23 protein-coding genes and 2 tRNA genes are annotated in these 20,640 nt (G+C 70.6%); 11 read left to right on the top strand and 14 right to left on the bottom strand.

Annotation, left to right across the window (positions count from 1 at the left end):
• The first annotated feature begins 72 nt into the window (after positions 1-72).
• Together F784_RS0113025 and F784_RS0113020 are read left to right on the top strand one after the other, a co-directional pair.
• A complete protein-coding gene (locus F784_RS0113025) occupies positions 73-918 on the top strand; it encodes an SDR family oxidoreductase (protein WP_019587164.1) in 846 nt (281 codons plus the stop codon).
• A 74-nt stretch (positions 919-992) separates the two neighbouring features.
• Positions 993-2,393 (top strand): D-alanyl-D-alanine carboxypeptidase/D-alanyl-D-alanine-endopeptidase, encoded by a 1,401-nt coding sequence (locus tag F784_RS0113020; RefSeq protein WP_019587163.1) that lies wholly within the window; start codon positions 993-995, stop codon positions 2,391-2,393.
• A gap of 383 nt (positions 2,394-2,776) precedes the next feature.
• On the opposite strand, the gene F784_RS0113015 is transcribed toward F784_RS0113020, so the two are convergent.
• Genes F784_RS0113015 through F784_RS0113005 form a run of 3 tightly spaced genes read right to left on the bottom strand, consistent with a single transcriptional unit; the run spans position 2,777 to position 4,870 of the window.
• A complete protein-coding gene (locus tag F784_RS0113015; RefSeq protein WP_019587162.1) occupies positions 2,777-3,640 on the bottom strand; it encodes a 4-(cytidine 5'-diphospho)-2-C-methyl-D-erythritol kinase in 864 nt (287 codons plus the stop codon).
• Entirely contained in the window at positions 3,630-4,313 is a 684-nt protein-coding gene (ispD, locus tag F784_RS0113010) for a 2-C-methyl-D-erythritol 4-phosphate cytidylyltransferase (RefSeq protein WP_019587161.1), read from the bottom strand. Before ispD ends, F784_RS0113015 begins: the two co-directional genes overlap by 11 nt.
• A complete protein-coding gene (locus F784_RS0113005) occupies positions 4,310-4,870 on the bottom strand; it encodes a UbiX family flavin prenyltransferase (protein ID WP_019587160.1) in 561 nt (186 codons plus the stop codon). Before F784_RS0113005 ends, ispD begins: the two co-directional genes overlap by 4 nt.
• A gap of 38 nt (positions 4,871-4,908) precedes the next feature.
• Between F784_RS0113005 and F784_RS0113000 the strand changes: the two genes are divergently transcribed.
• Entirely contained in the window at positions 4,909-6,135 is a 1,227-nt protein-coding gene (locus F784_RS0113000; RefSeq protein ID WP_019587159.1) for a cytochrome P450, read from the top strand.
• Positions 6,132-7,328 (top strand): YbfB/YjiJ family MFS transporter, encoded by a 1,197-nt coding sequence (locus tag F784_RS0112995; protein ID WP_019587158.1) that lies wholly within the window; start codon positions 6,132-6,134, stop codon positions 7,326-7,328. Before F784_RS0113000 ends, F784_RS0112995 begins: the two co-directional genes overlap by 4 nt.
• Before the next feature lie 542 nt (positions 7,329-7,870).
• Here F784_RS0112995 and F784_RS0112990 read toward each other — a convergent pair.
• The 5 genes from F784_RS0112990 to F784_RS0112970 all read right to left on the bottom strand — a co-directional run bounded on the left by F784_RS0112990 (position 7,871) and on the right by F784_RS0112970 (position 11,966).
• Positions 7,871-8,473, bottom strand: coding sequence for a response regulator transcription factor (locus tag F784_RS0112990; protein WP_019587157.1), 603 nt, complete (start codon positions 8,471-8,473; stop codon positions 7,871-7,873).
• Positions 8,470-9,621: a sensor histidine kinase gene (locus F784_RS0112985; RefSeq protein WP_019587156.1), complete on the bottom strand. Its 1,152-nt coding sequence runs from the start codon at positions 9,619-9,621 to the stop codon at positions 8,470-8,472. Before F784_RS0112985 ends, F784_RS0112990 begins: the two co-directional genes overlap by 4 nt.
• An 80-nt stretch (positions 9,622-9,701) precedes the next feature.
• Entirely contained in the window at positions 9,702-10,502 is an 801-nt protein-coding gene (locus F784_RS0112980; protein ID WP_019587155.1) for an ABC transporter permease, read from the bottom strand.
• Positions 10,503-10,527: 25 nt separating this feature from the next.
• Positions 10,528-11,067: a CcdC protein domain-containing protein gene (locus F784_RS0112975; protein WP_019587154.1), complete on the bottom strand. Its 540-nt coding sequence runs from the start codon at positions 11,065-11,067 to the stop codon at positions 10,528-10,530.
• Positions 11,064-11,966, bottom strand: coding sequence for an ABC transporter ATP-binding protein (locus F784_RS0112970; protein ID WP_019587153.1), 903 nt, complete (start codon positions 11,964-11,966; stop codon positions 11,064-11,066). The genes F784_RS0112975 and F784_RS0112970 overlap by 4 nt, the downstream gene beginning before the upstream one ends.
• Positions 11,967-12,470: 504 nt before the next feature.
• Here F784_RS0112970 and F784_RS0112965 point away from each other — a divergent pair.
• The 4 genes from F784_RS0112965 to F784_RS0112950 all read left to right on the top strand — a co-directional run bounded on the left by F784_RS0112965 (position 12,471) and on the right by F784_RS0112950 (position 14,094).
• The gene (locus F784_RS0112965; RefSeq protein WP_026332460.1) at positions 12,471-13,076 is read left to right on the top strand and encodes a hypothetical protein; all 606 of its coding nucleotides are present in this window, start codon (positions 12,471-12,473) and stop codon (positions 13,074-13,076) included.
• Positions 13,077-13,080: 4 nt separating this feature from the next.
• Positions 13,081-13,842 carry a metallophosphoesterase gene (locus tag F784_RS0112960; protein ID WP_019587151.1) on the top strand — a complete coding sequence of 254 codons (762 nt, stop codon included), beginning with the start codon at positions 13,081-13,083 and terminating at the stop codon, positions 13,840-13,842.
• A gap of 84 nt (positions 13,843-13,926) precedes the next feature.
• Positions 13,927-14,002: transfer RNA gene (locus tag F784_RS0112955), tRNA-Asp, on the top strand.
• 16 nt (positions 14,003-14,018) lie between these two features.
• Positions 14,019-14,094: transfer RNA gene (locus tag F784_RS0112950), tRNA-Phe, on the top strand.
• An 83-nt stretch (positions 14,095-14,177) separates the two neighbouring features.
• Here F784_RS0112950 and F784_RS0112945 read toward each other — a convergent pair.
• The 4 genes from F784_RS0112945 to F784_RS0112930 form a co-directional block, all read right to left on the bottom strand.
• Positions 14,178-14,879: an IclR family transcriptional regulator gene (locus tag F784_RS0112945; RefSeq protein ID WP_019587150.1), complete on the bottom strand. Its 702-nt coding sequence runs from the start codon at positions 14,877-14,879 to the stop codon at positions 14,178-14,180.
• 48 nt (positions 14,880-14,927) lie between these two features.
• Positions 14,928-15,122 (bottom strand): hypothetical protein, encoded by a 195-nt coding sequence (locus F784_RS23120; protein WP_019587149.1) that lies wholly within the window; start codon positions 15,120-15,122, stop codon positions 14,928-14,930.
• Between the two features lie 41 nt (positions 15,123-15,163).
• Positions 15,164-16,201, bottom strand: a complete 1,038-nt coding sequence (locus tag F784_RS0112935) for a sugar phosphate nucleotidyltransferase (protein ID WP_026332459.1) — start codon at positions 16,199-16,201, stop codon at positions 15,164-15,166.
• Positions 16,202-16,628: 427 nt separating this feature from the next.
• Entirely contained in the window at positions 16,629-17,546 is a 918-nt protein-coding gene (locus F784_RS0112930; protein WP_026332458.1) for an alpha/beta fold hydrolase, read from the bottom strand.
• A gap of 99 nt (positions 17,547-17,645) precedes the next feature.
• On the opposite strand from F784_RS0112930, the gene F784_RS0112925 reads away from it, so the two are divergent.
• From F784_RS0112925 to F784_RS0112915, 3 genes are all read left to right on the top strand, one after another.
• The gene (locus F784_RS0112925; RefSeq protein WP_040383175.1) at positions 17,646-17,954 is read left to right on the top strand and encodes a hypothetical protein; all 309 of its coding nucleotides are present in this window, start codon (positions 17,646-17,648) and stop codon (positions 17,952-17,954) included.
• Between the two features lie 104 nt (positions 17,955-18,058).
• Positions 18,059-18,727, top strand: coding sequence for a response regulator transcription factor (locus F784_RS0112920; RefSeq protein ID WP_011529345.1), 669 nt, complete (start codon positions 18,059-18,061; stop codon positions 18,725-18,727).
• Between the two features lie 103 nt (positions 18,728-18,830).
• Entirely contained in the window at positions 18,831-19,733 is a 903-nt protein-coding gene (locus F784_RS0112915; RefSeq protein ID WP_019587145.1) for a P1 family peptidase, read from the top strand.
• 3 nt (positions 19,734-19,736) lie between these two features.
• On the opposite strand, the gene F784_RS0112910 is transcribed toward F784_RS0112915, so the two are convergent.
• The gene (locus F784_RS0112910; protein ID WP_342662488.1) at positions 19,737-20,204 is read right to left on the bottom strand and encodes a phosphotransferase family protein; all 468 of its coding nucleotides are present in this window, start codon (positions 20,202-20,204) and stop codon (positions 19,737-19,739) included.
• Positions 20,205-20,380: 176 nt separating this feature from the next.
• A complete protein-coding gene (locus tag F784_RS26250; RefSeq protein ID WP_157465246.1) occupies positions 20,381-20,527 on the bottom strand; it encodes a hypothetical protein in 147 nt (48 codons plus the stop codon).
• Between the last annotated feature and the right edge of the window lie 113 nt (positions 20,528-20,640).

Raw genomic sequence — 20,640 nt, 5'->3', positions numbered from 1 at the left:
GTGCCCTAAGCGCCGCGGGGGCCTCGGCTCCCGCCCCCATCGCCCCAAAGCCTACCCCCCCAAGGAGCCCCCATGACCCAGCCCCACGACTCCTCCACCACCTTCCGCCCCGACCTCCTGACCGGCAAGCACGCCCTGATCACCGGGGGTGGCAGCGGCATCAACCTGGGCATCGCGCGCAGTTTCGCCGCGCACGGATGCGCCGTGACCCTCCTGGGCCGCAACCTCGACAAGGCGCAGAACGCGGCGCGTGGCATCGGGGAGGCGGGCGGCCGGGCGCTGGGGGTGTCCGCCGACGTGCGGGATTTCGCGGCGCTCCAGGCGGCGGCGCAATCGGGCGTGGAGGCCTTCGGGCCGCTAGACATCGTGATCGCGGGGGCGGCGGGAAACTTCCCGGCCCCGGTGGACGGCATTTCGCCCAACGGGTTCAAGAGCGTGGTGGACATCGACCTGCTGGGCACCTACAACACGATCAAGGCGTGCGCGCCGCACCTGCGGTTGCCGGGGGCGAACATCCTCTCCATCAGCGCGTACGGGGTGCCGGTGCCCATGCAGGCGCACGTGGTCGCGGCCAAGGCGGGCGTGGACGCCCTGACGCGGACGCTGGCAGTGGAGTGGGGCCTGCGCGGGGTGCGGGTGAACGCGATCATCCCCGGCCCCATCGACGGCACCGAGGGGATGGCCCGCCTCGCGCCCGACGAGCGGACCCGCCAGGGGTTCATCGACACCGTGCCGCTGGGCCGCTTCGGCGTGCCGCAGGACATCGCCAACGCGGCGCTCTTCCTGGTGTCCGACGCGGCGAGCTACGTCACGGGCGTGATCCTGCCGGTGGACGGCGGCCAGAACATGCTGGGCGGCGCGCCGCAGTACGGGATGTACCGCCGGATGGGGCTGGCCCTGCCGGGGCAGGAGGGTTGAACTTTTCCCCCGTCATCTGAAGGGATGCGAGATATGCCGGGTCGTGGCCCGGACTTGCCCGGTATCCTGCCCGGGTGCGCCGCCCGCTGCCCCTCTGCCTTGCCTGCCTGCTCGTGGGGGCGGGCCTGCCGGAGTCGCGGGCCACGCCGCCGCCCATCCCGACCGTCACGCTCCACCACGCGCCCGACCTGAGCCCCAGGGTCCGCCGGACCCTCGCGGAGTTGCCGGGGAGCGTCCGAGTGGGCCTGCTCGTGCGCGACCTGACGACCGGCGAGCGGCTGGAGACGCGGGAGGCGGACCTCCCCCTGATCCCGGCCAGCACCACGAAGCTGGTCACGGCCGCTTCCGTGCTCGTGGACCGGGGCGGAGTGGGCGGCTGGTGGAGCACCGAACTCACGGTCCCCGCCGCCGAAGTGGGCCGGGCGCGCGTCTCCCACCTGACGCTGCGGGGTGGGGCGGACCCGACCCTGAGCGTGGCGGACGGCCCCAACAGCCTGCGGTCACTGGCGAAACAGGCGTACGCGCGAGGGGTGCGGGAGGTCGGCGGCGTGCGGCTGGACGAGACGGGGCTGGACGCGCGCACCTGGCGGGGCCTTCCGCTCGGCGTGCCGATGACGCCCATTCGCCTGGCCGACTGGCATGACCGTCCCCCGCTCTCGGCAAGCGAGGCCCGCGCCCAGGCGGGGGCGGCCCTGATCGCGGAACTGCGGCGGGCGGGGATTCGGGTGCGCTCAGCCGCGGTGGGCACGGCCCCTCCCTTCCGGCCCTACACTCCTCCCCCCCGCAAGGATGAGCACGGTGGGCCGCTGCCCCCCGACCCCTTCGTTCCGGTGTCGCACCGCCCGGAGCAGGGGGTGGCCTCCGTTCGCAGTGCCTCGCCTTTCGAGGTGCTGGCCGCCACCCTGCGGCCCAGCGACAACCTCCGCGCCGAGGAACTGCTCGCCACCCTGGCCGCCGGGCCGGGTGGAAACGGCACGCTGGAGGGTGCCCTGAGCCGGGAGCGGGCCGCACTGCGCCGCCTGAACGTGGACCTGACGGGTATTTCCCTGGCGGATGGCAGTGGGCTGAGCCGGGACAACCGCCTGACCGCCCGCGCGCTCGTGGAGTTGCTGGAGGCCATGTACCACCTGCCCTACCCGAAGGGCCAACTCAACGCCGAACTGCCAGACACCACCTACCGCGCCCGGCGCAACGCCTTCGCCGAGGCGCTCCCGCAGGCTGGAACGGGCGAAAACGTCCCCGCGCACGACGGGCGGGGCGGCACCCTGGCCCTGCGGCTGCGGGGCAGCGGGCTGGACGTGCGGGCCAAGACGGGCACGCTGCCGGGGGTGAGTGCGCTGGCCGGGTACGTGACGGCCAGGAGTGGGCACACCCTCGCCTTCGCCCTGCTGATGAATGGGCCGGAGGACAGTCCCATCCTCGGCCTGCGGGACGTGCAGGACCGGGTGGTGAAGGCGGTAGCGGCGGCGCATTGAAGTGGGGTGATTGAATTGGAAGGCGTTGCCCCCTGCCCCCTACCCTCACAGGGGGCTGGGGGAGTGGCGCTGCGCTCGGCAAGGGGCTCGCCCATTTCGCCCGTAGCCGTCCTCCTCGACGCGCAATGTTTGATCTTGCTGCATTCCAGGCTGCTCACCCACCGTCTCGCTGCGCGAGCAAGGCGGGGTGAAGGCCGTGCGAGTGCGAGCCTCATGCGGGCATGGGCCGTCCACAAGGGACGGTTTTAGAAAGCAAAAGCTTTAGCGCTCTTCCTCCTCCCCCCTTGCGGGGGAGGCTGAGACGCTTGCAGGGGGGTGGCAGGCGCCAGCTTGCCCTTCATGGACCGGGAACCCAGCAGGAAAGGCGGGCTTCGGCCCTCTTGCTACAGCGTGCTTGTCGCCACCACCCACCAGTCCGGGTGCCGGGCCTGCATCGCACGCGCCGCGTCGAGGGCGTGGTCGTCATTGCGGGCGAGGGCGAAGCAGGTCGCGCCGCTGCCGCTCATCAGGGGCGAGCGCAGGCCGACGCCTTCCAGCGCGGCCAGAACGTCGCGGACGGGGGCGTGTCGGGCCGAAACCGGGTCTTGCAGGGCGTTGTGGTACGGCACCTCCCGCCCGTCGGCGAGGGCGGCCAGGATGCCCTCCATGTCGAGTTCGGGCGTGTAGGTCTCCTCCCCGTCCAGCCAGGCGTAGGCGTCACGGGCGCTGACCTCGATGCCCGGGTTGACGAGCACGAGCGGCACGCGCGGCACGGGCAGCGGGGTGAGCACCTCCCCGATCCCCTGCGCGAGCGCCGACTGGCCCAGCAGGAAGAAGGGCACGTCCGCGCCGAGGGTCCGCGCGAGTGCGGGAAGATTCACCGGGGCCGGGTAGAGCCGCGCCAGGGCCATCAGCGTGGTTGCCGCGTCGCTGCTGCCACCCCCCAGCCCGGACGCGAGGGGGAGGCGCTTTCGCAGGGTGATCGCCGCGCCGGTCTCTACGCCCGCCGCGTCCAGGTACGTCCGCGCCGCCCGGTACACCAGGTTGCGCTCGTCGGTCGGCAGGTCCGCCCCCTCCACGCTGACGGTGAGCGCGCCTGCCGGGGCGATGTCCAGCTCGTCCCCGACGGCCAGCGGCACCATCAGGGAATGCACCTCGTGGTAGCCGTCGGCGCGGGGACGGCGCACGCTCAGGCCGAGGTTGACCTTGGCCGGGGCGAGGTAGGTCTGGGAGGCAGTGGGAGAGGCGGCCCCGGAGTCAGGCGTCATCGGCCCCAGCATCCCACACCGATGCGACCGCGTGGGCCAGGGCGAGGTCGCCGGGCGCCGTGACCTTGAACAGCCGCGGGTCGCCGGGCACCAGCGTCACGGGCACCCCCAGCCGGACGACCAGCCCCGCGTCGTCCGTCGCCCTGAAGCCCTCCTCGCGGGCGGCCTCATGCGCCCGCAGCAGTAACTCGCGGCGAAAGCCCTGCGGGGTTTGCACGGCCCACAAACCCTCGCGGGGGACGACTCCACCCCACCTTCCTGCCTCCCCCCGCACCAGGGTGTCGGCGACGGGCAGGGCGGCTGTGGCGACTCCGGTTTCGGGAATGGCCTCCAGCAGGGCGTGGACCACGTTCGCGGGCAGGAAGGGCCTCGCCGCGTCGTGGACGAGGACGATCTCCGCCGAGGTCGCTCGCAGGAGACGGCGCACGCTCTCCTGCCGCGTCGCGCCGCCCACAATGGCCCGTGCCGGGATGTCCTCCGGCAGCTCCAGCCCCTCCGGCAGCGCCACCAGCACCTCGTCCACGAGTGGGGCGAGGGCCGCCACGCTGCGGGCGAGGAGGGAGCGGCCCGCGACCTCCACAAAGGCTTTTGGACCCAGCCCCAACCGAGTACCCGACCCCGCGGCGGGAATCAGGGCGGCGGTGCGGCCCGCGAGGAGGCACGCGCCCGTCATTCCCCCTCCCCCCAGCGCCGGAAGCCCGGCACGTCCAGCCCGAACTGGTCGAGCACCCGGGCGGTGACGAAGTGCAGCAGCTCCTCCACGGTTTCCGGCGCGTGGTAGAAGCCGGGGCTGGCGGTCATGATCGTCGCCCCGGCATCGAAGGCGGCGAGCATGTTGAGCAGCATGGGGCGGGGGAGGGGGTCCTCGCGCAGCACGAGCACCAGACGCCGCCTTTCCTTGAGGGTGACGTGCGCGGCGCGGGAGAGCAGGTTGTCGGCAAAGCCCCCCGCCACCTTTGCCAGCGTTCCGGCGCTGCACGGCACGATCAGCATTCCGTCGGTGCGGAAGGACCCGCTGGCGACGGGAGCTCCCAACTCCCGGTCGTCGTGCGTGACGCTGGCGAGGGTGGTGAGGTCGGCGAGCGTCGGCCCCCCCTCCGCCGCCATCACCCGCTTGGCCCCGCTCGTCACGATGAGGTGCGTCTCGACCTCTAATTCGCGGAGTGTTTGCAGCACCGACCGCGCGTAGGGAATCCCGCTTCCGCCACTCACCCCGACCACCAGCCGCATGGGGGGCAGGGTAGCAGGGGAGCGCAGTACCCTGGGGCATGACCCCCACCGCTGACCCCGCCGCCCTGCTTGGGGGCTACTGGCAGGGCGAGCACCTCGCCGACCCCCCGGGCTACCTCGACCGGGTGCGGGCTGCGTCCCCCGTCCTGTACGACCCCGGTGTGGGCTTCGCGCTCCTGACCGGGCACCCTGAGGTTTCCGCCGCCCTGAAAAGCCCCCACGTCCGCACCGGCAAGTACGAGGGCGACGCCGCCTTCCACACCACCGCCTCCTACGCACTGATGTCGCCGATGATGCTGTTCCACGACGGCGCCTCCCACACCCGGCTGCGCTCGCTCGCGCAGAGAGCCTTCACCCCCCGCGTGCTGGAAGAGAGCCGCGAGTTCATCACCGGGTTGACGGACGAGTTGCTGGACGGCGCCGTGCGGCGGGCCACCGAGAACGGGGGAGAGGTGGATGCCGTCGCCACCCTCGCCGTGCCCCTCCCCGTCACCGTGATCGTGCAGATGCTGGGCCTGAGCGGGACGGACGCCGACCGCTTCAAGCTCTGGGCGGGCAGCGTGGCCGACCTGCTCGGCGGGCTGAACGTGACGCCCGAACGCTGGGCACAGGTCGAGGCCGATGCCGCCGCCATGCGCGCCTACTTCCGCACCCTGGCCGACGACCTGCGCGCCCACCCGCAACCCGGCCTGCTCTCGGCCCTCGCCGCCGCCGAGGACGAGGGGGGGCGGCTGAGCGGCGACGAACTCCTCGCCAACGCCGTGCTCCTCCTCGTCGCCGGGCACGAGACGACGAGCAACCTGATTTCGGGGAGCCTCCACGCCCTGCACGAGTGGCCGGAGCAGCGCGCGTGGTTGGCCGGGGACCCTCAGGGGCGAGCCGCGAACGCCGTGGAGGAGCTGCTGCGCTTCCTCGCCCCGGTGCAGAGCACCGGACGCTTCACCACCGCGCCCCTGACGCTGGGCGGGGTCGAATTGCCCGCTGGGCTGCACCTCAGCGTTAGCCTCACCGGGGCGAACCGCGACCCGCGCGTGTACGAGAACCCCCACACCCTCGACCTCGCCCGCGAGAATGCCCGCACCCACCTGGCCTTCGCGGCGGGAGCACACTATTGCCTGGGGGCCAGCCTCGCCCGGATGGAAGCCTCCGTCTTCCTGACGCGCTTCCTGGGCCGGTTCCCGGAGTACGGCGTGCCCGAGCAGTCCCTCACCTACCTGCCCAACTTCACGTTGCGTGCGTTGCGGGAGTTGCACCTGCGGCTGTGAGCGGGTCGGCGGCGGTCTCCACGCCCGAGCCATTCGCCCGCACGCTGGGGCAGATGGCGCTGCTCTCCCTGGGCGGGGCGGTCGCGCTGGGCTTCGCGCGCTTCGCCTACGCGCTGATCCTGCCCGCCATGCGCGCGGACCTGGGCTGGTCCTTCACCCTAGCCGGGGCGATGAACGCGGCGAACGCGGTGGGGTATCTGGCCGGTGCCCTGCTCGCCACCCGCGCCGCCGCCCGCTGGGGATTGAAAGGCGTAGTCGCGGGGGGGATGGGGCTGACGGCCCTCAGCCTGCTCGCCTGCGCCCTGTCCGGAGCGGCACCCATACTGCTGGCCCTGCGCTTCCTGGCCGGACTGGGGGGCGCCCTGGTGTTCGTGGCGGGTGGGGCGCTCGCCTCCCTCGCCGCCCGCGCGCACCCGGGGCGCGGTGCCCTGCTCCTCGGCGTGTTCTACGGTGGGGCGGGGGTGGGCATCCTGGCGTCCGCGCTGCTGCTTCCCCCACTGCTGACGGGTGGATGGCGGGAAGCCTGGGCTGCCCTGGGTGGAGTGTCGTTGCTCGCGCTAGGGGCCACCCTTCCCGCACTGAGTCGTCTGCCTGATCGGGCGGCGAGTGCCCCGAGCGGCAGCCGCACGCCCCTTATCCCGCTGGTCCCGGTCTTCGCCGCCTACGCCTGCTTCGGGGTGGGGTACATCGCGTACATGACGTTCATCGTCGCGTTTCTGCGGGCGAGCGGGGAGGAGAACTTCATCACCCCCTTCTGGGCGGTGCTCGGCGCCTCGGTGATCCTCAGCGCCCTGGTGTGGCAGCGGCCCGCCACGCACCTCCCCGGCGCGCGCGTGATGACGGCCCAGATGCTCACGCTTGCCGTGGGCGCCACCCTGCCCCTGCTCTCCACCCATCCCGCCGCACTCCTCGCCTCCGGGCTGCTGTTCGGCGGGAGCTTTCTCGCGGTCGTCACCTTCACCACTATCCTCACCCGGCGCACCCTGCCCGAACACGCCTGGGGACAGGGCATCGCCGCCTTCACTGTGATCTTCGCCGCCGGGCAGACGCTGGGGCCGCTGCTCACCGGTGCGCTGTCAGACGCAGCGGGCGGGTTGAGGCTGGGGCTGGGGGTCTCCGCGCTCGTACTGCTGCTCGGGGCGGGGTTGGCGTGGGGGCAGGAGCGGCTCGGGGTCTTCAAGGACAAGGAGTAAAAATAGGTTGAAAAAGAGTAATGTCAGAGGCTCGCCTTAACTTATGTGGGTATGAAATGCCCCCTGCTGGCTATACCTCTCGTCCTGGCCGCCTGTGCTCCGGCCACTTCCGAACGGGCAAACCCACTTCCGTTCCAAACGGGTCAGGTTTGGCGCTACACCATTCAAAGCAATAGTATAGGGACTGCGTCGTTTGACATTCAAATTCATCCCGTTACAGAACCAGGGTTTAGAGGATATATAAATAGAAATAAAGATTACCAGGGAAACTACCATCTAACTAAGGAGGACAACGGATACCTTGTTTATGTAAAATCAAGCAGGTCCATGCTCGCGACGTGGCTATACATGAACTCAATGTACTCTTGCACTGTTAATGACGTAATTGAATCTGAAAGGGTGTTTAGAGGGACACTTGAAGCAGAAGGTTCAAAGGTCGGATACTGTACTATTGAACTCAAATAGCTCTTGGTACACTTATATGTATTTTATACGTGGACCCCTACAGCACCATACATTCCTGTATAATATGTTCGTGTCCCTCACAACCACCCTTTCTCCCGCGCCTGCCTTGCCGCTTCGATGCGGTTCTCACAGCCCAGCTTGCTGATTGCCTCGGAGAGGTAGTTGCGGACGGTGCCCTCGGAGAGGTTCAGGTGGGAGGCGATGACGGCCGTGCTCGCCCCGCCCTCCGCCTCGCGCAGCACCTGCCGCTCGCGCTCGGTGAGGGGACTGCGCTCGCCCCACGCCTCAGCGGCCAGGGCGGGGTCCACGGCTCGTCCGCCCGCATGGACCCGGCGGATGGCGTCGGCGAGGTCGGCAGCGGGCGCGTCCTTGAGGAGGTAGCCGCGTGCCCCCACGTCGAGCGCACGGCGCAGGTATCCGGCCCGGGCGAAGGTCGTCACGATGACCACCCGCACGCCCGGCAGTTCCGTCCCCAGCCGCTCGGCCAGGTCCAGCCCGCTCAGGCGCGGCATCTCGATGTCGGTGACGAGCACGTCCGGGCGCAGCTCGCGGCTCATCCCCAGGGCCGCCTCGCCGTCCGCCGCCGTGCCGACCACCTCCAGGTCGCCCTCCAGCGCGAGCAGCGCCGCCAGCGCCCCCCGCACGAGCGCCTGATCCTCGGCGAGGAGGACCCGGATCACGCCCTCACCAGCTCGCCCGCCGCCTGACCACTCACATCGTTGGGGAAGTCGGCGGTCAGGGTGGTGCCGCGGCTGCCGTCGCGGGTGAGGCTGCCGCCAATCGCCCGCACCCGCTCGCGCATCCCGGTCAGGCCGCTGCCCTCGGGGCTGTCGCCGCCCACCCCGTCGTCGCGGATCACCAGGCGGTGGCCGCGGGCGGTGCGGGTCAGGGTCACCTCCACCTCGCGGGCGTGGGCGTGGCGGATCACGTTGGTCACGGCCTCGCGCAGCAGCATGGCCGCGCTCGCCTCGGTGGGGGTGGGGAGGTCGGGGAGTGGCCCGGTCACGTTCAGGCGCACGCCCGCCGCGTCCAGCGCCACCTTTGCGCGGGCGAGTTCGGCTTTCAGGCCGCTGCCCCGGTAACCGCTTACCGCCGCCCGGACCTCCGCGAGTGCGTCGCGGCTGATGCGTTCCACCTCGCGGATTTCCTGCGCGGCGCGGGCCGGGTCACGCTCGGCCAGCTTGCTCGCCAGCTCGCTCTTGAGCACGATCACGCTCAGGGTGTGCCCCAGCAGGTCGTGCAGGTCGCGGGCGATGCGCTCGCGCTCGGCGTCGGCGGCCAGACGTTCCTTCTCGCGCTGCACCTGCTCCAGTTGGGCGCGGGCGATCCGCTGCCCGTAGCTCGCGTGGTTGGCATAGGCGGCGACGAGGGTGAACACCAGGTTGGGGGCCAGCCACCACAGGTCGTCCGGGTGGTACGTGCCCGTCCAGAAGGGGAAGACCATCACGGCCATGTTGAGAAAGGCGAGCCACAGGGCGAGGGCCGTCCGGGGCTGGAAGCCGATGATGCTCGCCCCGTAGATCAGGAAGGCGCCGCCCCCGCCGCCCGTGATGGGGAAGAGGGCGAAATAGGTCACGAGGCTCGCCGCCCACCCGGCGAGCGCCCAGCGTTCCTGCACCTGAGGGATGCGGTGAACGCCGGGGCGGAACCGAAAGACCGCCACGTACAGCCCCAGGAACAGGGCGAGCAGGCCGACGAACAGCGCCGTCTGGCCCACGGTTCGCGCCTGTTCGAGAAACCCGGCGACCGGAAAGGCCAGGAATGCCAGCCAGAACAACGGGAACAGGTCCCAGACCAGCGCGCGGCGGTAGGTGGCCGGGCGGGTCATCGGCCCACCGTCGGCGGCAGGGGGAGGCGCATCATTCCCCATGATGCACCCCCCGCCCGGCCCCGTGTCCTGAGTTCTGCTCACTGCCCGCGCGCCTCGTCCCGCCTCAGGCCCCAGATCGCCAGCGCGGCGAAGACGAGCGTGTACCCGCCCAGCCACAGCCAGTGCGTGACCTCTCCCGCTGTGTGCCCGGCCACCGTATTCCAGCCCACCTGGGCGAGGTGGTAGCTCGGCAGGTACGGCGCGACCTTCTGTATGAAGCCCGGGAGCTGGTCCAGCGGCACGAACAGCCCCGACGCGAAGGCGATGATCACGCTCACGATATTCGCCAGAATCTGCGCGGCCTGCGGGTTCGCCAGGAAGCCGATGCTCAGCCCCACGGCGATGAGGGAGACCATGCCCGCGAGGAGCTTGACGAGCAGGGTCAGCGCCAGCCCCAGCGGCAGGGTCACGCCGCCCGCGAAGTGCGCGAAGGCGTACAGCGCGCTCAGGGCCAGGGTGCTGAAGCACAGCGCGGCAATGACCTTGCCCGCGAAATACAGCGCCGTCGGCATGGGCGAGGCCCGCAGCAGCCGCAGCCAGCCGCCCGTCCGCTCCGTGGCGACCGCCGACCCGAACGAGAACATGGCGAGGCTGAGCAGCGAGTACGTCCCGAAGCTCACCAGGATGATCTGGCCCACGTTCACCCCGCCGTCGGTGGTCTCCTTCACGGCGGACAGGCCGAAGAGCCCGAAGAACATGATCGGAAAGCCGACCGTGCCGATGGCGAACATGGGGTTGCGGAGCATCCGCCGCAACTCGGCCAGGATCAGTTGCCCCAGGGCGGGGAGGAGGGGCGCGCGGCGGATGGCGGGGGCGGCGGTGCGGGTCAGCGTGGTCATGGCAAAACCTCCGGGAGGGAGAACTTCAGACGGGGTGGGACGGCTTGGCAGCGCGCACGATCAGCACGGCATAGACGACCTGATAGGCCGCGAACACCAGGAAGAGGCCGACGGTGAGGGGGCTGCTGCTCACAAAGGCGGAAGGATCGAAGCCCTGGGTTCCGGTGGTCTGCACCTGTCCGGTCAGAAACGGCCCCAACCGCCACAGCAGCCGCAGCACGAACAGCAGGAACACGCCGCCCCCGATCCAGACGTTGGGCACGTAGCGGGTCGCGTGGCCGTCCGCCCCCCAGTCAAAGCGGGTGTGCCGCGCCGACCACAGCGCCAGCCCCGCGCCGACGAGTGCGCCCAGGGCCGCGGCCCCGTAGCCCGCGAGAGTGTGCGGGGCGAGCAGGACGAGCACCGTGATCAGCAGGAGCAGGGCCGGGCGGACCACCAGCCGCCGCCGACCCGGGGCGTCCAGGGACTGCGGCCCCGCGAGGCGCTGAAAGCGGCGCAGCAGCATCAGCACCAGCACGCCCAGGGTCAGCAGCGAGGGCAGCAGCGTGGGATGGGCGGCGGTCATGCCTGCACCCCCTCGCGGCGGGCGGTCAGGCTCATGAAGGCGTCCTCCAGGCTGGCGCGCGTGACCTCCAGCTCCGTGAAGACCGTGCCTGACTGCACGAGCGCGGTCACGAGCGCCTCCGGCGTGCGGGTGGTGAGGGTGGCGTGGCCGCGCGCGTCCACCTCGGCGGCCTCCACGCCCGGCAGGTGCCGCAGCTCGGTCAGCACGAGGTCCGAGGTGAAGCGCACCCGCGTGGTGGCGATGCTCGCCCGCAGCCGGTCCGGGGTGCCGTCCGCCAGGATGCGGCCCGCGTTCATCACCACGACCCGGTCGGCGGTGCGCTCGGCCTCCTCCAGGTAGTGGGTGGTGAGGAGGATGGTCTTGCCCCCGTCCTTCATGCGCTCCACCGCCTCCCAGAAGGCCTGGCGGCTCCCGGCGTCCATGCCGGTCGTGGGCTCGTCGAGGTACAGCACGGCCGGGTCCCCGACGACCGCGAGCGCGAAGGCCAGGCGCCGCCTCTCCCCGCCCGAGAGTGCTCCGGCCCGGCGCCCCGCCAGCGGTCCCAGGTCGGCCAGGGCCAGCGCCTCGTCCACGGGAAGCGGCGCGGGATACAGATGGGCGAAGAGGGCCACGGCCTCCCGCACGGTCAGGGCGGCGGGGATCGCGCTCTCCTGCGGCATTGCCCCCACCTGCGTCCGGGTGCGGGTGTCGCGCGGGTCGCCCCCCAGCACCCGCACCGTGCCCGCCGTGGGCTGGAGCAGGCCCAGCATCAGCTCGATGGCGGTCGTCTTGCCCGCCCCGTTCGGCCCCAGCAGCGCGGTCAGTTCACCCGCACGCACGTCCAGGGTGAGGTCCTCCAGCGCCCGCACCCGCCCGAAGGTCTTGTCCACGCCGCGCAGCTCAATCGCCTCTCCGTTCATGACCCCAGCTTGCGTCTTGAGAGAGGAGCGCCCCAGTGGGGCCTGTCAGGGGAAGCGGGTGACAAATGTCAGGAGGGTTGCAGTGCGGGTCGGAAAGTTTTGGCTACCGCCTCGCAGCCATAAGTCAGACTGCTTCGGCCTGCGGGCGGGTTGCATGATAAGCGGGAGCGGGAGAGGCCACACCTCGAACAAGAGGAAAGGGCATTCGCTGCGTCAACAGTGAATGCCCGGAAAGGTGGTGCTCTCTTGCCTCACCAGAAGCCTACCAGGCGAAGGTTCAGGGCTCCACCGAAGCGGATCGCGGAGTGGCTGGCGCTCGTCATTGCCCTCCTCACGGCGCTGAAGCGGCTGTCGAACTCGTCCGACTGATCCTCACCTGAGCTAAGCCTCTCGTGCGTGCCCGCCGCGTCCAGACCCGCCCAAAGGCACGTCCCCGTCTCTCCGGTCGGGGACTTTCCTTTCCCGTAGACGCTCTCCCAACCGGGGCCGCTAGACTCAGGCCCTATGGCCGACCTTGACCGTACGCGTGAGGCCCTGCGCGCTGCCATGACCGCCTGGGCGGTGGCGGAGGTGCGGGGAGACCAGGCCCGCGTGACCCCCGCCCCCGACCCCGACCAGCTCGCCCTGCACCTGGAACAGGTGGACCCCGGCTGGTCGCTGCACTGGGCCTGCGACAGCGTGACGCCCCCGGTCGTGCGCGCCCGCCTGAACGTGCTCGGCGCGGTGCGCGAGGGCCTCGCCACCGGGCACACCCTGAACGACGCCAGGCTGCGCGCCCTGGCCGACGCGGTGCGTTTCTTCGGCGTGCCCCTGCCGACCGAGGCGCAGTGGGTGGAGTACGACCCGGAGGACGGCCCCAACACCGCCGACCTCGACGCGGAGGCCGAGGGGATCGCCGCACCCGCCGCCCGCCCCGCCTCGCAGGTCCCCGAGCCCCCCCGCGACCCCCAGATGGAAAAGGCCCGCCGCCACATCGATGACCTGATGGAGCAGATCAGGGCCGCGGGCAAGGGGAAGGAAGTGGCCCACCTGGCGATGCGCGGCTACGGCAAGAATGTGGAGGAAAGCCGCGCCATCTACAAGGAACTTCAGGCGATCCTGAGAGGCTAGGCCCGTGCAGAAATTCATCGCCGTGGGTGACGTTCACGCGGACTGGGACGGGTTGTGGGCGGCGCTGCGGGCGGCGAGTTGCGTAGATGCGGCGGGCCGTCCCACCGCACCCGTCCAGGCTGGGCTATATCAGGTGGTCCTGATCGGCGACCTCGTACATCCCAAGAACGAGGGGGCCTACGAGCGGCTGACGGGTTTGGCGCGGTTCGACCCCCGCAACCCTGACCACCTGTTCCTCGCCGCCCGCGAGCAGGTGCGGCACCTGGAGGAACTTCGCGCCTTTCAGGCCGCCGCGCCCCATGCCGTCCACATCCTGCTGGGTAATCACGACGCTGCCGTGCTGACCACCAGCCACGTGCTGGGCACCGGGAGCGGCCTGGTCCACGTGGAGTTCGACCCGAACCACGGCGGCGTGCATCTGCCCGAGCACCTGCGCGCGTGGATGAAGGACTTTCCCCGTGAGCTGCGTGTCGGCAGCGTGCAGTTTGCCCACGTCTCGCCCCTGCCCGCCCACACCCACTACGACGACCTGTTCTACGCCGACCCTAGCACGAAACGCTGGTTCCGGGACTCGCCCGAGTACGTGAAGAGGGCGGACCTGAGTTTCGGCGTCTACGGCCACACCCAGGTAGGGGGCGGCATCCTGCTCAATGAGGCGGCGGGCCTGGCAATGATCGACGCCCTGCCCGCCCGCCAGTACCTGGAACTGCTCCTCGACCCCGCGGAGCTGGAGCCGGTGAGGGCCGTCCGCGCGATGCCTTTCTGAATGGGACGGCCAGGGCGAGTGTGGGCCAGTTGACAAGGTGGGGGGCCGCGGCTATCCTTAACCCCGCTGCTTTTTGCAGTGTCTGGTCCGGTAGTGTAGCGGTTAGCATAACTGCCTGTCACGCAGTAGGTCGCGGGTTCAAATCCCGTCCGGACCGCCAAAGCCCTCCGGGGCATGGCTAGGTAGCTCAGCTGGTAGAGCAAACGACTGAAAATCGTTGGGTCGCCGGTTCAAGTCCGGCCCTGGCCACCAAGAGCGAAGTTCCCCGTTTCAGGCGGGGAACTTCTTTTTATGCTGTGGGCAAAAGATTGAGAGGGCGTCCGGGGACTTACCCCTCAGCCCCGGTCCTCCTCCTGCACGATGCTCAGCACGCGCTCGCGGATGCTCCGTTCCTCGCGCAGGTAGCGGCGGGCGCTCATCTGCACGCCGATGGCAGCGACGACCTGGCCGCCGTGGCGGTAGGGTACACCCAGGGTGCACTGCCCCATGATCCACTCCTCGATGGAGTAGGCGTAGCCCCGGCGGCGGACCCGGGCGACCTCGGTGCGCCACTCGTCGGAGGTGGTGATGCTGTTGACCGTCAGGGCGGCGAACTCGCGTGGCTGGAGGTCGGCGTGGGCGTACAGAATTTTGCCGCTGGCCGTCGCGGTGGCGGGAAGGTAGATGTCCAGCGGCAGGTCGATGTCGGCGTCAGGATGGCGCTCGCGAATGGCGCACACGACCTCCTCGCCCTCCAGGATGCACAGGAAGGCCACCGAGCGGACCTCCAGCGCCAGGCGGGTGATCAGCGCTCGGGCATCCGGGAACCAGGGCAGGGCGGAGGTCAGGTGCGCCCCCATCTCCGCGATGTGCCAGGAGAGGCGGTACTTCCCGGCGGGCGTGCGCCGCAGGAAGCCCGCGTCAGTCAGGCCTGCCAGGTAGGCGTGCGCCGTCGCGCGGGGTACCGTAAGGTGAGCGGCCAATGCCCGCACGCCCCACTCAGGCTGCTCGGCGCTGAAGGCTCCCAGGATGCTCGCGGCTTTCTGAAGGGACAGCACCTGTCCAGCCTACACGGACGAGAGGGAAAAGGATACTGCTGCCCCCGCTCAGCCGTCCTCGTCTTCCGGCTCCTTGTGCGGCAGGAGGGGCTGGAGGCTCACGAGTTCATCGGTCGGGGAGACATTCTCGCGCTCGTCCAGGCCCGGGCCGGTGTCCAGCCCGCTGATGACCACTTCGCCGCCTTCCTGGTCGGGCGTCTGGTCGGGATGCGGCTCGTCCTGGGGCTGGGAAGGTCCGGTCATGCCCCAGAGTACGGCAGCGGGCGGGAGGCGGGGCCGCAAGGCTAGAGCCGCAGCACGCTGTAGTCGCCCACCACGACCTGTAATCCCGCGTCACTGGGGGCCGTCACGGTCGCGTGACGGCCGATCACCGTGCGCACGAGGGGCCGGGTGGGGCGACGGACAGTCGCCTCCTCGTCGATCAGGGTGTCCGACAGGGTCGCCCCCTCCACCCACGCGTGCGGGCCGATGCTCACGTTGGGACCCAGCGTGCAGCCGCGCACCGTCGCCCCTGTTTGGATCAGGACGGGACCGGTCAGGGTGGAGTTCGCTACCCTTGCGCCCTCCTCGACCACCACGGAGCCATTCAGAACGCTGCCGCTCACGGTGCCGTCTACGCGAGAGTTCAGGCCCTTCAGGAAGTGGGCGCTCGCCGTCAGCAGGTCGGCGGGGGTGCCCGCGTCGCTCCAGAAGCCTGCGAAGGGCACTGCCCGCACCCTTCCCCCGGCCGCGATCACCCGCAGCAGGGCCTGGGGGAACTCGATCTCGCCGCGCTCACTGGGCCCGAGGCGCGCGACCTCGTCGAGCACGTGGGGATGAAAGGCGAACACGCCGCAGGCCGCCAGGTCGCTCGCCGGGCGGCGCGGCTTCTCGTCCAGCCGGGTGAGCAGGCCCCCCTGCACGGTCGCCACCCCGTAGGCGCTGGGGTCGGGCACCCGCTTGACGCCCAGGGCGGCGTCGGCCCCGTCCAGTGCCTCGCGCAGCGGGGCCAGGGTGTCGGCAAAGAGGTTATCCCCCAGGTAGAGCATCGCCGGGCTGCCCGCCAGGAACTCGCGGGCGGCAAGCACCGCGTGCCCGGTGCCGCGCGGTTCCTCCTGGCGCAGGAAGGTCAGGGGACCCTCCTCCCGGGTCGCGGCGCGCAGTTGCGCCTCGGCCGCCGGGCTCGTCACGACCGCGACCTCCTCGACGCCCGCCGCCCGCAGGGCCCGCACCGCCCGGGTGATGATGGGCACCCCCGCGATGGGCACGGCGTGCTTAGGCCGCCCAGCACTGACGGGGAGGAGACGGCTGCCGCGCCCGGCAGCGAGGATCACGCCTTTCATAAGGGTGAGGCGAGTATACGCGGCGGACCTGTGAGAGAGCGGAGAGGGGGGCTGGGTCTGGGAAGGGGGGATTTTTGAGTATGGGGGCTGAGGGGCAGGGGGGAGTGGCGCCGCGCCAGGCAAAGGGCTCGCCCATCTCGCCTGCGGCCGTTTTGTTTTCCTCTACGCGGAAGGTTTGATCTTGCTGCATGCCAGGCCACGGGCCCACCGTCTCGCTACGCGAGCAAGGCGGTGCGAGCGTCAACCACTTGCAGGCATTGGCCGTCCACAAGAGACGGTTCTAAAAAGCAAAAGCTCTGGTGCTGTTGCCCCTCCCCGCTTGCGGGGGAGGTGGGGAGGGGGGTGGCAAGCAACGCTTGCCCTCCTGCTCAACGGTGGAAGAAACTGCCCACTTCCTCCAGCAGAAGAAGCTTTCTTCAACTCGCCTTCAGCGTGTCAGCGCCTCCTCCAGCGCCTCGGCGAAGGCGTCCTCGTCGTCGAGCCAGGGGTAGTGGCCCGCGTCGAGGACGGTCACGTCGGCGCCGCCCAGGTCGGCGAGCCACTCGACCTGCTCGGGGTAGCTCGTGCGGTCGTGGACCCCGGCGATCACGAAGAGGGGGCGGCGCAGTTCCTGGAGGAAGGGGGGGTACTCGAACTCCCACAGGCCCTGGTTCACCAGCGCCTCCTGCACCTCGCCGCCGCCCGCGAGCTGGCCCTCGGTGTCGGTGAATTCCAGGCGCATGCGGCTCGGGATGTCGCGGAACTGCATGGCGTTGAGCAGGTCGCGGGCGTTGAGCAGGCCGAAGGCGGCCTCCACCCTCGCCCCGCCGACTGCGGGGTACTCGCCCTCGGGCGTGCGGTCGCGGAGTTCCCCCGCCGGGTCGTCGAGCGCCACTCCCCGCAGCGCCGAGGCCTCGCGCAGCAGCGTCAGGGCGAGTTCGGGGAAGTGAATCCAGGGGTTGACCACGATCACGCGGGCCGTGTGGGTGGGGTGTCGCCGGGCATATTCCAGCGCCACGAGCGCGCCGAAGCCGTGGCCCAGCGGCACGATGCGCTCGGCGCCCAGGTGCCCCCGCAGCGCCTCCACGTCGGCGACGAGCGTGTCGAGGTCGAGCGTCTCGCCGCCCTGGTCGGTGTCCGCCAGGGGGCCGCTGCGCCCGGAGCCGCGCTGGTCGAGGTAGACGACCCGCCGATTCGCCAGGCGCTCGCCGAACAGTTCCCGGAACGAGTAGCTGTTGTAGCCGGGACCGCCGTGCAGGAAGACGACCGGGGGCTCGTCGTCGGGCGCGTCCCCCGGCCCGGTCACCTCGAAGTACAAATCCGCCCCGTTCAGGCGCTCAAAGCTGGGCTCGTCGGACGAGGTCATGGAGGCATTGTAGGGTGGGGAGGGCAATCGGCCCCACGCGGGCGTTCCGTGAGGGCGCTCCTCACGAGCCGGGCCGCGAGTCTCCGCTACCCTGCGCCCATGTCGCCCGATGCCGGACCCACCAACGCCGCGCCGCAGGGCATCGCCTTCACCCTGGAGGGGGTGGACGAGCTGACCTTCGCCCGCATCCTGCGCGACCTGATGGGGGACGCCGCCTTTGCCCGGCCCCTTCAGGTGCAGGCGCAGGAGCCCCGGCCGGGCCTGCCCGCCCGCCTGACGCTGGTGTTCAGGCCGGGGGACCGCACGCGGGCGGTGGCGGCGATGCAACGTCTGAAAACGCTGCTGCTGCGCCACGGGGTGCAGGTGGACTCGGTCCGTGTGCCGGGCGAGGAGTCGGGGCGAAACTGACCGGCTGTTAAGAGAGCATAAACTGCCGAGGTCACCCGCGCGGCCCAGTTCGGCCCCTACGATGCGGGGTAAACAGGCTCACGCCGGGAGACGAAGGCAGAATCATGGACCAGCGCATTCTCTTGATTGAAGACAACCCCGACATCACCCGCGTCGTTCAGTACGAGCTGGAACAGGCGGGCTACCGGGTCCTGACGGCGCCGGACGGCGTCACGGGCCTGACCAGCGCGCGCGAGAACAGCCCCGACCTGGTGATCCTCGACCTGGGCCTCCCCGACTTCGACGGCGCCGAGATCGCCCGCCGCCTCCGCAAGACGAGCAGCGTGCCCATCATCATCCTGACCGCGATGGATGCCGTGGACCGCAAGGTCAACCTGCTGGAGGCGGGTGCCGACGACTACATGACCAAGCCCTTCCACCCGGAGGAACTCGTCGCCCGGGTCAAGGTGCAGCTCCGCCACCAGCAGCACGGGGAAGTGATCTCCATCGGGGCGCTCGAAATTCACCCCCAGAAGCGGCTGTGCCACTACAACGGCCACGAGGTCCGCCTCTCGCCCAAGGAGTTCGACCTGCTGACCTTCCTCGCGCGCCAGCCAGGCCGGGTCTACTCCCGTCAGGAGATCGAGCGCGAGGTCTGGAACGGCGAGCTGCCCAGCAACTCGAACGTGGTGGACGTGCATATGGCGAACATGCGCGCCAAGCTGCGCGACCTGGACGGGTACGGGATCATCCGCACGGTGCGGGGGATCGGGTATGCGCTGAAGACGCCGTAGGAGCGGTCAGCCCTCAGCAATCAGCCGTCAGACGAGACCGACCCCGCCCGTGTGGTGGGGTTTGTTGTGGTTGGCCCACGCTGGCCCTGGCACACTGGCGGCCATGACTCCGCCCCATTCGACCCTGACTGTTATTCCCGGTTTCCGCGTGGGGCACTGGACTGACCCCGTGGGCCTGACTGGCTGCACCGTGATCCTCTGCCCCGACGCGGGCGCGGTGGCCTCCGCCTCCTTCCTGGGGCCGAGCCCGGGCACGCGGGAGGGGATGCTCCTCGCTCCTGAGAAGAAGGTCGAGCGGGTTCACGCCCTGCTGCTGACAGGCGGCAGTGCCTTCGGCCTCGCGGCAGCGACCGGGGTGGTGCGCGTGCTGGAGGAGCGCGGGGTGGGCCATGAGACGCCCTGGGCGCGCGTGCCCATCGTCCCGGCGGCGGTGATCTACGACCTGGGGGTGGGTGACCCGGGGGCCAGGCCGGGCGAGCGGGAGGGTGAGCTGGCCGCCCGGGCAGCATCGAGTGAGCCGGTGGAGCGCGGGCGGGTCGGCGCGGGTACGGGTGCGACGGCGGGCAAGTACCTCGGTGTCGGCGCGGTGCCGGGCGGTCTGGGCAGCGTGGCGCTCGAACGCCACGGCGTCCGGGTGGGGGCGCTGGCCGTGGTGAATCCCATCGGGGACGTGCTGGACGAACGGGGCGGGGTGCTGGCGGGGCCGGGGGTGGGACCGGGAGCGGCCGCCTTTTCCCCCGGCGAGGTCGAAAGCACCACCCTCGTCGCCGTCGCCACCGAACACACCCTGACGAAAAGCGACGCCCGGCGCCTCGCCGATGCCGCGCAAACGGCCCTGGGCCGTGTCATCCACCCCAGCCACACCTTCTGGGACGGAGACAGCGCCTTCGTGCTGAGTTCGTGCGCGTTGCCCCCCGCCGACCCCCTGCTGCTCGGCGCATTGGTGCAGGAGGCGGTGTGCGCGGCAGTGCGGGACGCGGTGCGGATGGCGAAGGTAGGGGCCTGACCCTCACCCCCGGAGCGCGAGGTCATCGAGCAGTGAGGGCCCCCACCGCTCCTTCCGGGCGCGGACTTCCGGGTTGGCGCTCCCGTACACCCACTCCAGAAAGGCCGTTCCCGTGGCGACGCCGAGGACCTCTGCCGCTTCCACCGGGAAGGGCTGACCCGACTGCGCCGCATACCCCTCCCGGTAGGCGGCCGTCAGCACAGGAGCGTCCGGGAAGTCGAGCAGTTCCCCCTCGGTCAGCACGAGGTCGAAGGCAGGGTGGGCTACAGCACATCCGTCGAAGTCGAGTACGGCGACCCCACCATTCGGGGCCAGCAGCACATTGCCGAAGTGCAGGTCCGAGTGGATGACCCGCTCCGCCGCCGCTTGCGCTTCCATGAACGCGGCAGTTCGTTCCACGGCGGGCATACACCGCTGCTGGTCGGCGTCGCTCAGGAAACGTGGCGCCTCACTCCTCCACCACCAGCGCAGCCAGGCCGCGTCCTACACTGGGCCGACCCGGTCCCGCGGAGGGCGGAAGTCGAGCGCGTGGAGGCGGGCCGTCTCCTGGCCCAACTCCCGTCCCAGGTCGGCCGTCCCCGGGCGAGGAGCCTTCCCATCCACCCAGGTCGAGAGGACGGTCCAACGCAGCGTCCGGTCGGACAGGATTACGGGGCGGGCCGCTTCACGACGAGGCCCGCTCCCGCCGCGGCATTCTGAAAGGCGCTCACCTTCGTGAGCCGGGCGGCCACTGTCCCCGCCTCGCAGACGCGTAGACTCGCCGGGCCGTTCGGCGTCTCCACCCGCGCCACCACGTCTCACAGACCGCGGAGAACTGTGAAGGACGAGTCCCCGAGGCTGTACAGCGGGAGGGCGAGGCGAATGAGGTCGGCAGGTTCCATGCCCGCAGTCTCGCCACTGTCCGTCT

The organism is Deinococcus apachensis DSM 19763 (assembly GCF_000381345.1).
Lineage (GTDB): Bacteria > Deinococcota > Deinococci > Deinococcales > Deinococcaceae > Deinococcus > Deinococcus apachensis.
Note: the sequence above shows the minus strand (reverse complement) of the source record. Positions and strands in the feature narration are given on the sequence as shown.

What these genes read in the sequence shown, in the direction of transcription:
- F784_RS0113025 (WP_019587164.1), top strand. Translation starts at nt 73, where the DNA reads ATGACCCAGCCCCACGACTCCTCCACCACCTTCCGCCCCGACCTCCTG.
- F784_RS0113015 (WP_019587162.1), bottom strand. Translation starts at nt 3,640, where the DNA reads ATGACGCCTGACTCCGGGGCCGCCTCTCCCACTGCCTCCCAGACCTAC.
- ispD (WP_019587161.1), bottom strand. Translation starts at nt 4,313, where the DNA reads ATGACGGGCGCGTGCCTCCTCGCGGGCCGCACCGCCGCCCTGATTCCC.
- F784_RS0113005 (WP_019587160.1), bottom strand. Translation starts at nt 4,870, where the DNA reads ATGCGGCTGGTGGTCGGGGTGAGTGGCGGAAGCGGGATTCCCTACGCG.
- F784_RS0113000 (WP_019587159.1), top strand. Translation starts at nt 4,909, where the DNA reads ATGACCCCCACCGCTGACCCCGCCGCCCTGCTTGGGGGCTACTGGCAG.
- F784_RS0112985 (WP_019587156.1), bottom strand. Translation starts at nt 9,621, where the DNA reads ATGACCCGCCCGGCCACCTACCGCCGCGCGCTGGTCTGGGACCTGTTC.
- F784_RS0112980 (WP_019587155.1), bottom strand. Translation starts at nt 10,502, where the DNA reads ATGACCACGCTGACCCGCACCGCCGCCCCCGCCATCCGCCGCGCGCCC.
- F784_RS0112975 (WP_019587154.1), bottom strand. Translation starts at nt 11,067, where the DNA reads ATGACCGCCGCCCATCCCACGCTGCTGCCCTCGCTGCTGACCCTGGGC.
- F784_RS0112970 (WP_019587153.1), bottom strand. Translation starts at nt 11,966, where the DNA reads ATGAACGGAGAGGCGATTGAGCTGCGCGGCGTGGACAAGACCTTCGGG.
- F784_RS0112965 (WP_026332460.1), top strand. Translation starts at nt 12,471, where the DNA reads ATGGCCGACCTTGACCGTACGCGTGAGGCCCTGCGCGCTGCCATGACC.
- F784_RS23120 (WP_019587149.1), bottom strand. Translation starts at nt 15,122, where the DNA reads ATGACCGGACCTTCCCAGCCCCAGGACGAGCCGCATCCCGACCAGACG.
- F784_RS0112935 (WP_026332459.1), bottom strand. Translation starts at nt 16,201, where the DNA reads ATGAAAGGCGTGATCCTCGCTGCCGGGCGCGGCAGCCGTCTCCTCCCC.
- F784_RS0112930 (WP_026332458.1), bottom strand. Translation starts at nt 17,546, where the DNA reads ATGACCTCGTCCGACGAGCCCAGCTTTGAGCGCCTGAACGGGGCGGAT.
- F784_RS0112925 (WP_040383175.1), top strand. Translation starts at nt 17,646, where the DNA reads ATGTCGCCCGATGCCGGACCCACCAACGCCGCGCCGCAGGGCATCGCC.
- F784_RS0112920 (WP_011529345.1), top strand. Translation starts at nt 18,059, where the DNA reads ATGGACCAGCGCATTCTCTTGATTGAAGACAACCCCGACATCACCCGC.
- F784_RS0112915 (WP_019587145.1), top strand. Translation starts at nt 18,831, where the DNA reads ATGACTCCGCCCCATTCGACCCTGACTGTTATTCCCGGTTTCCGCGTG.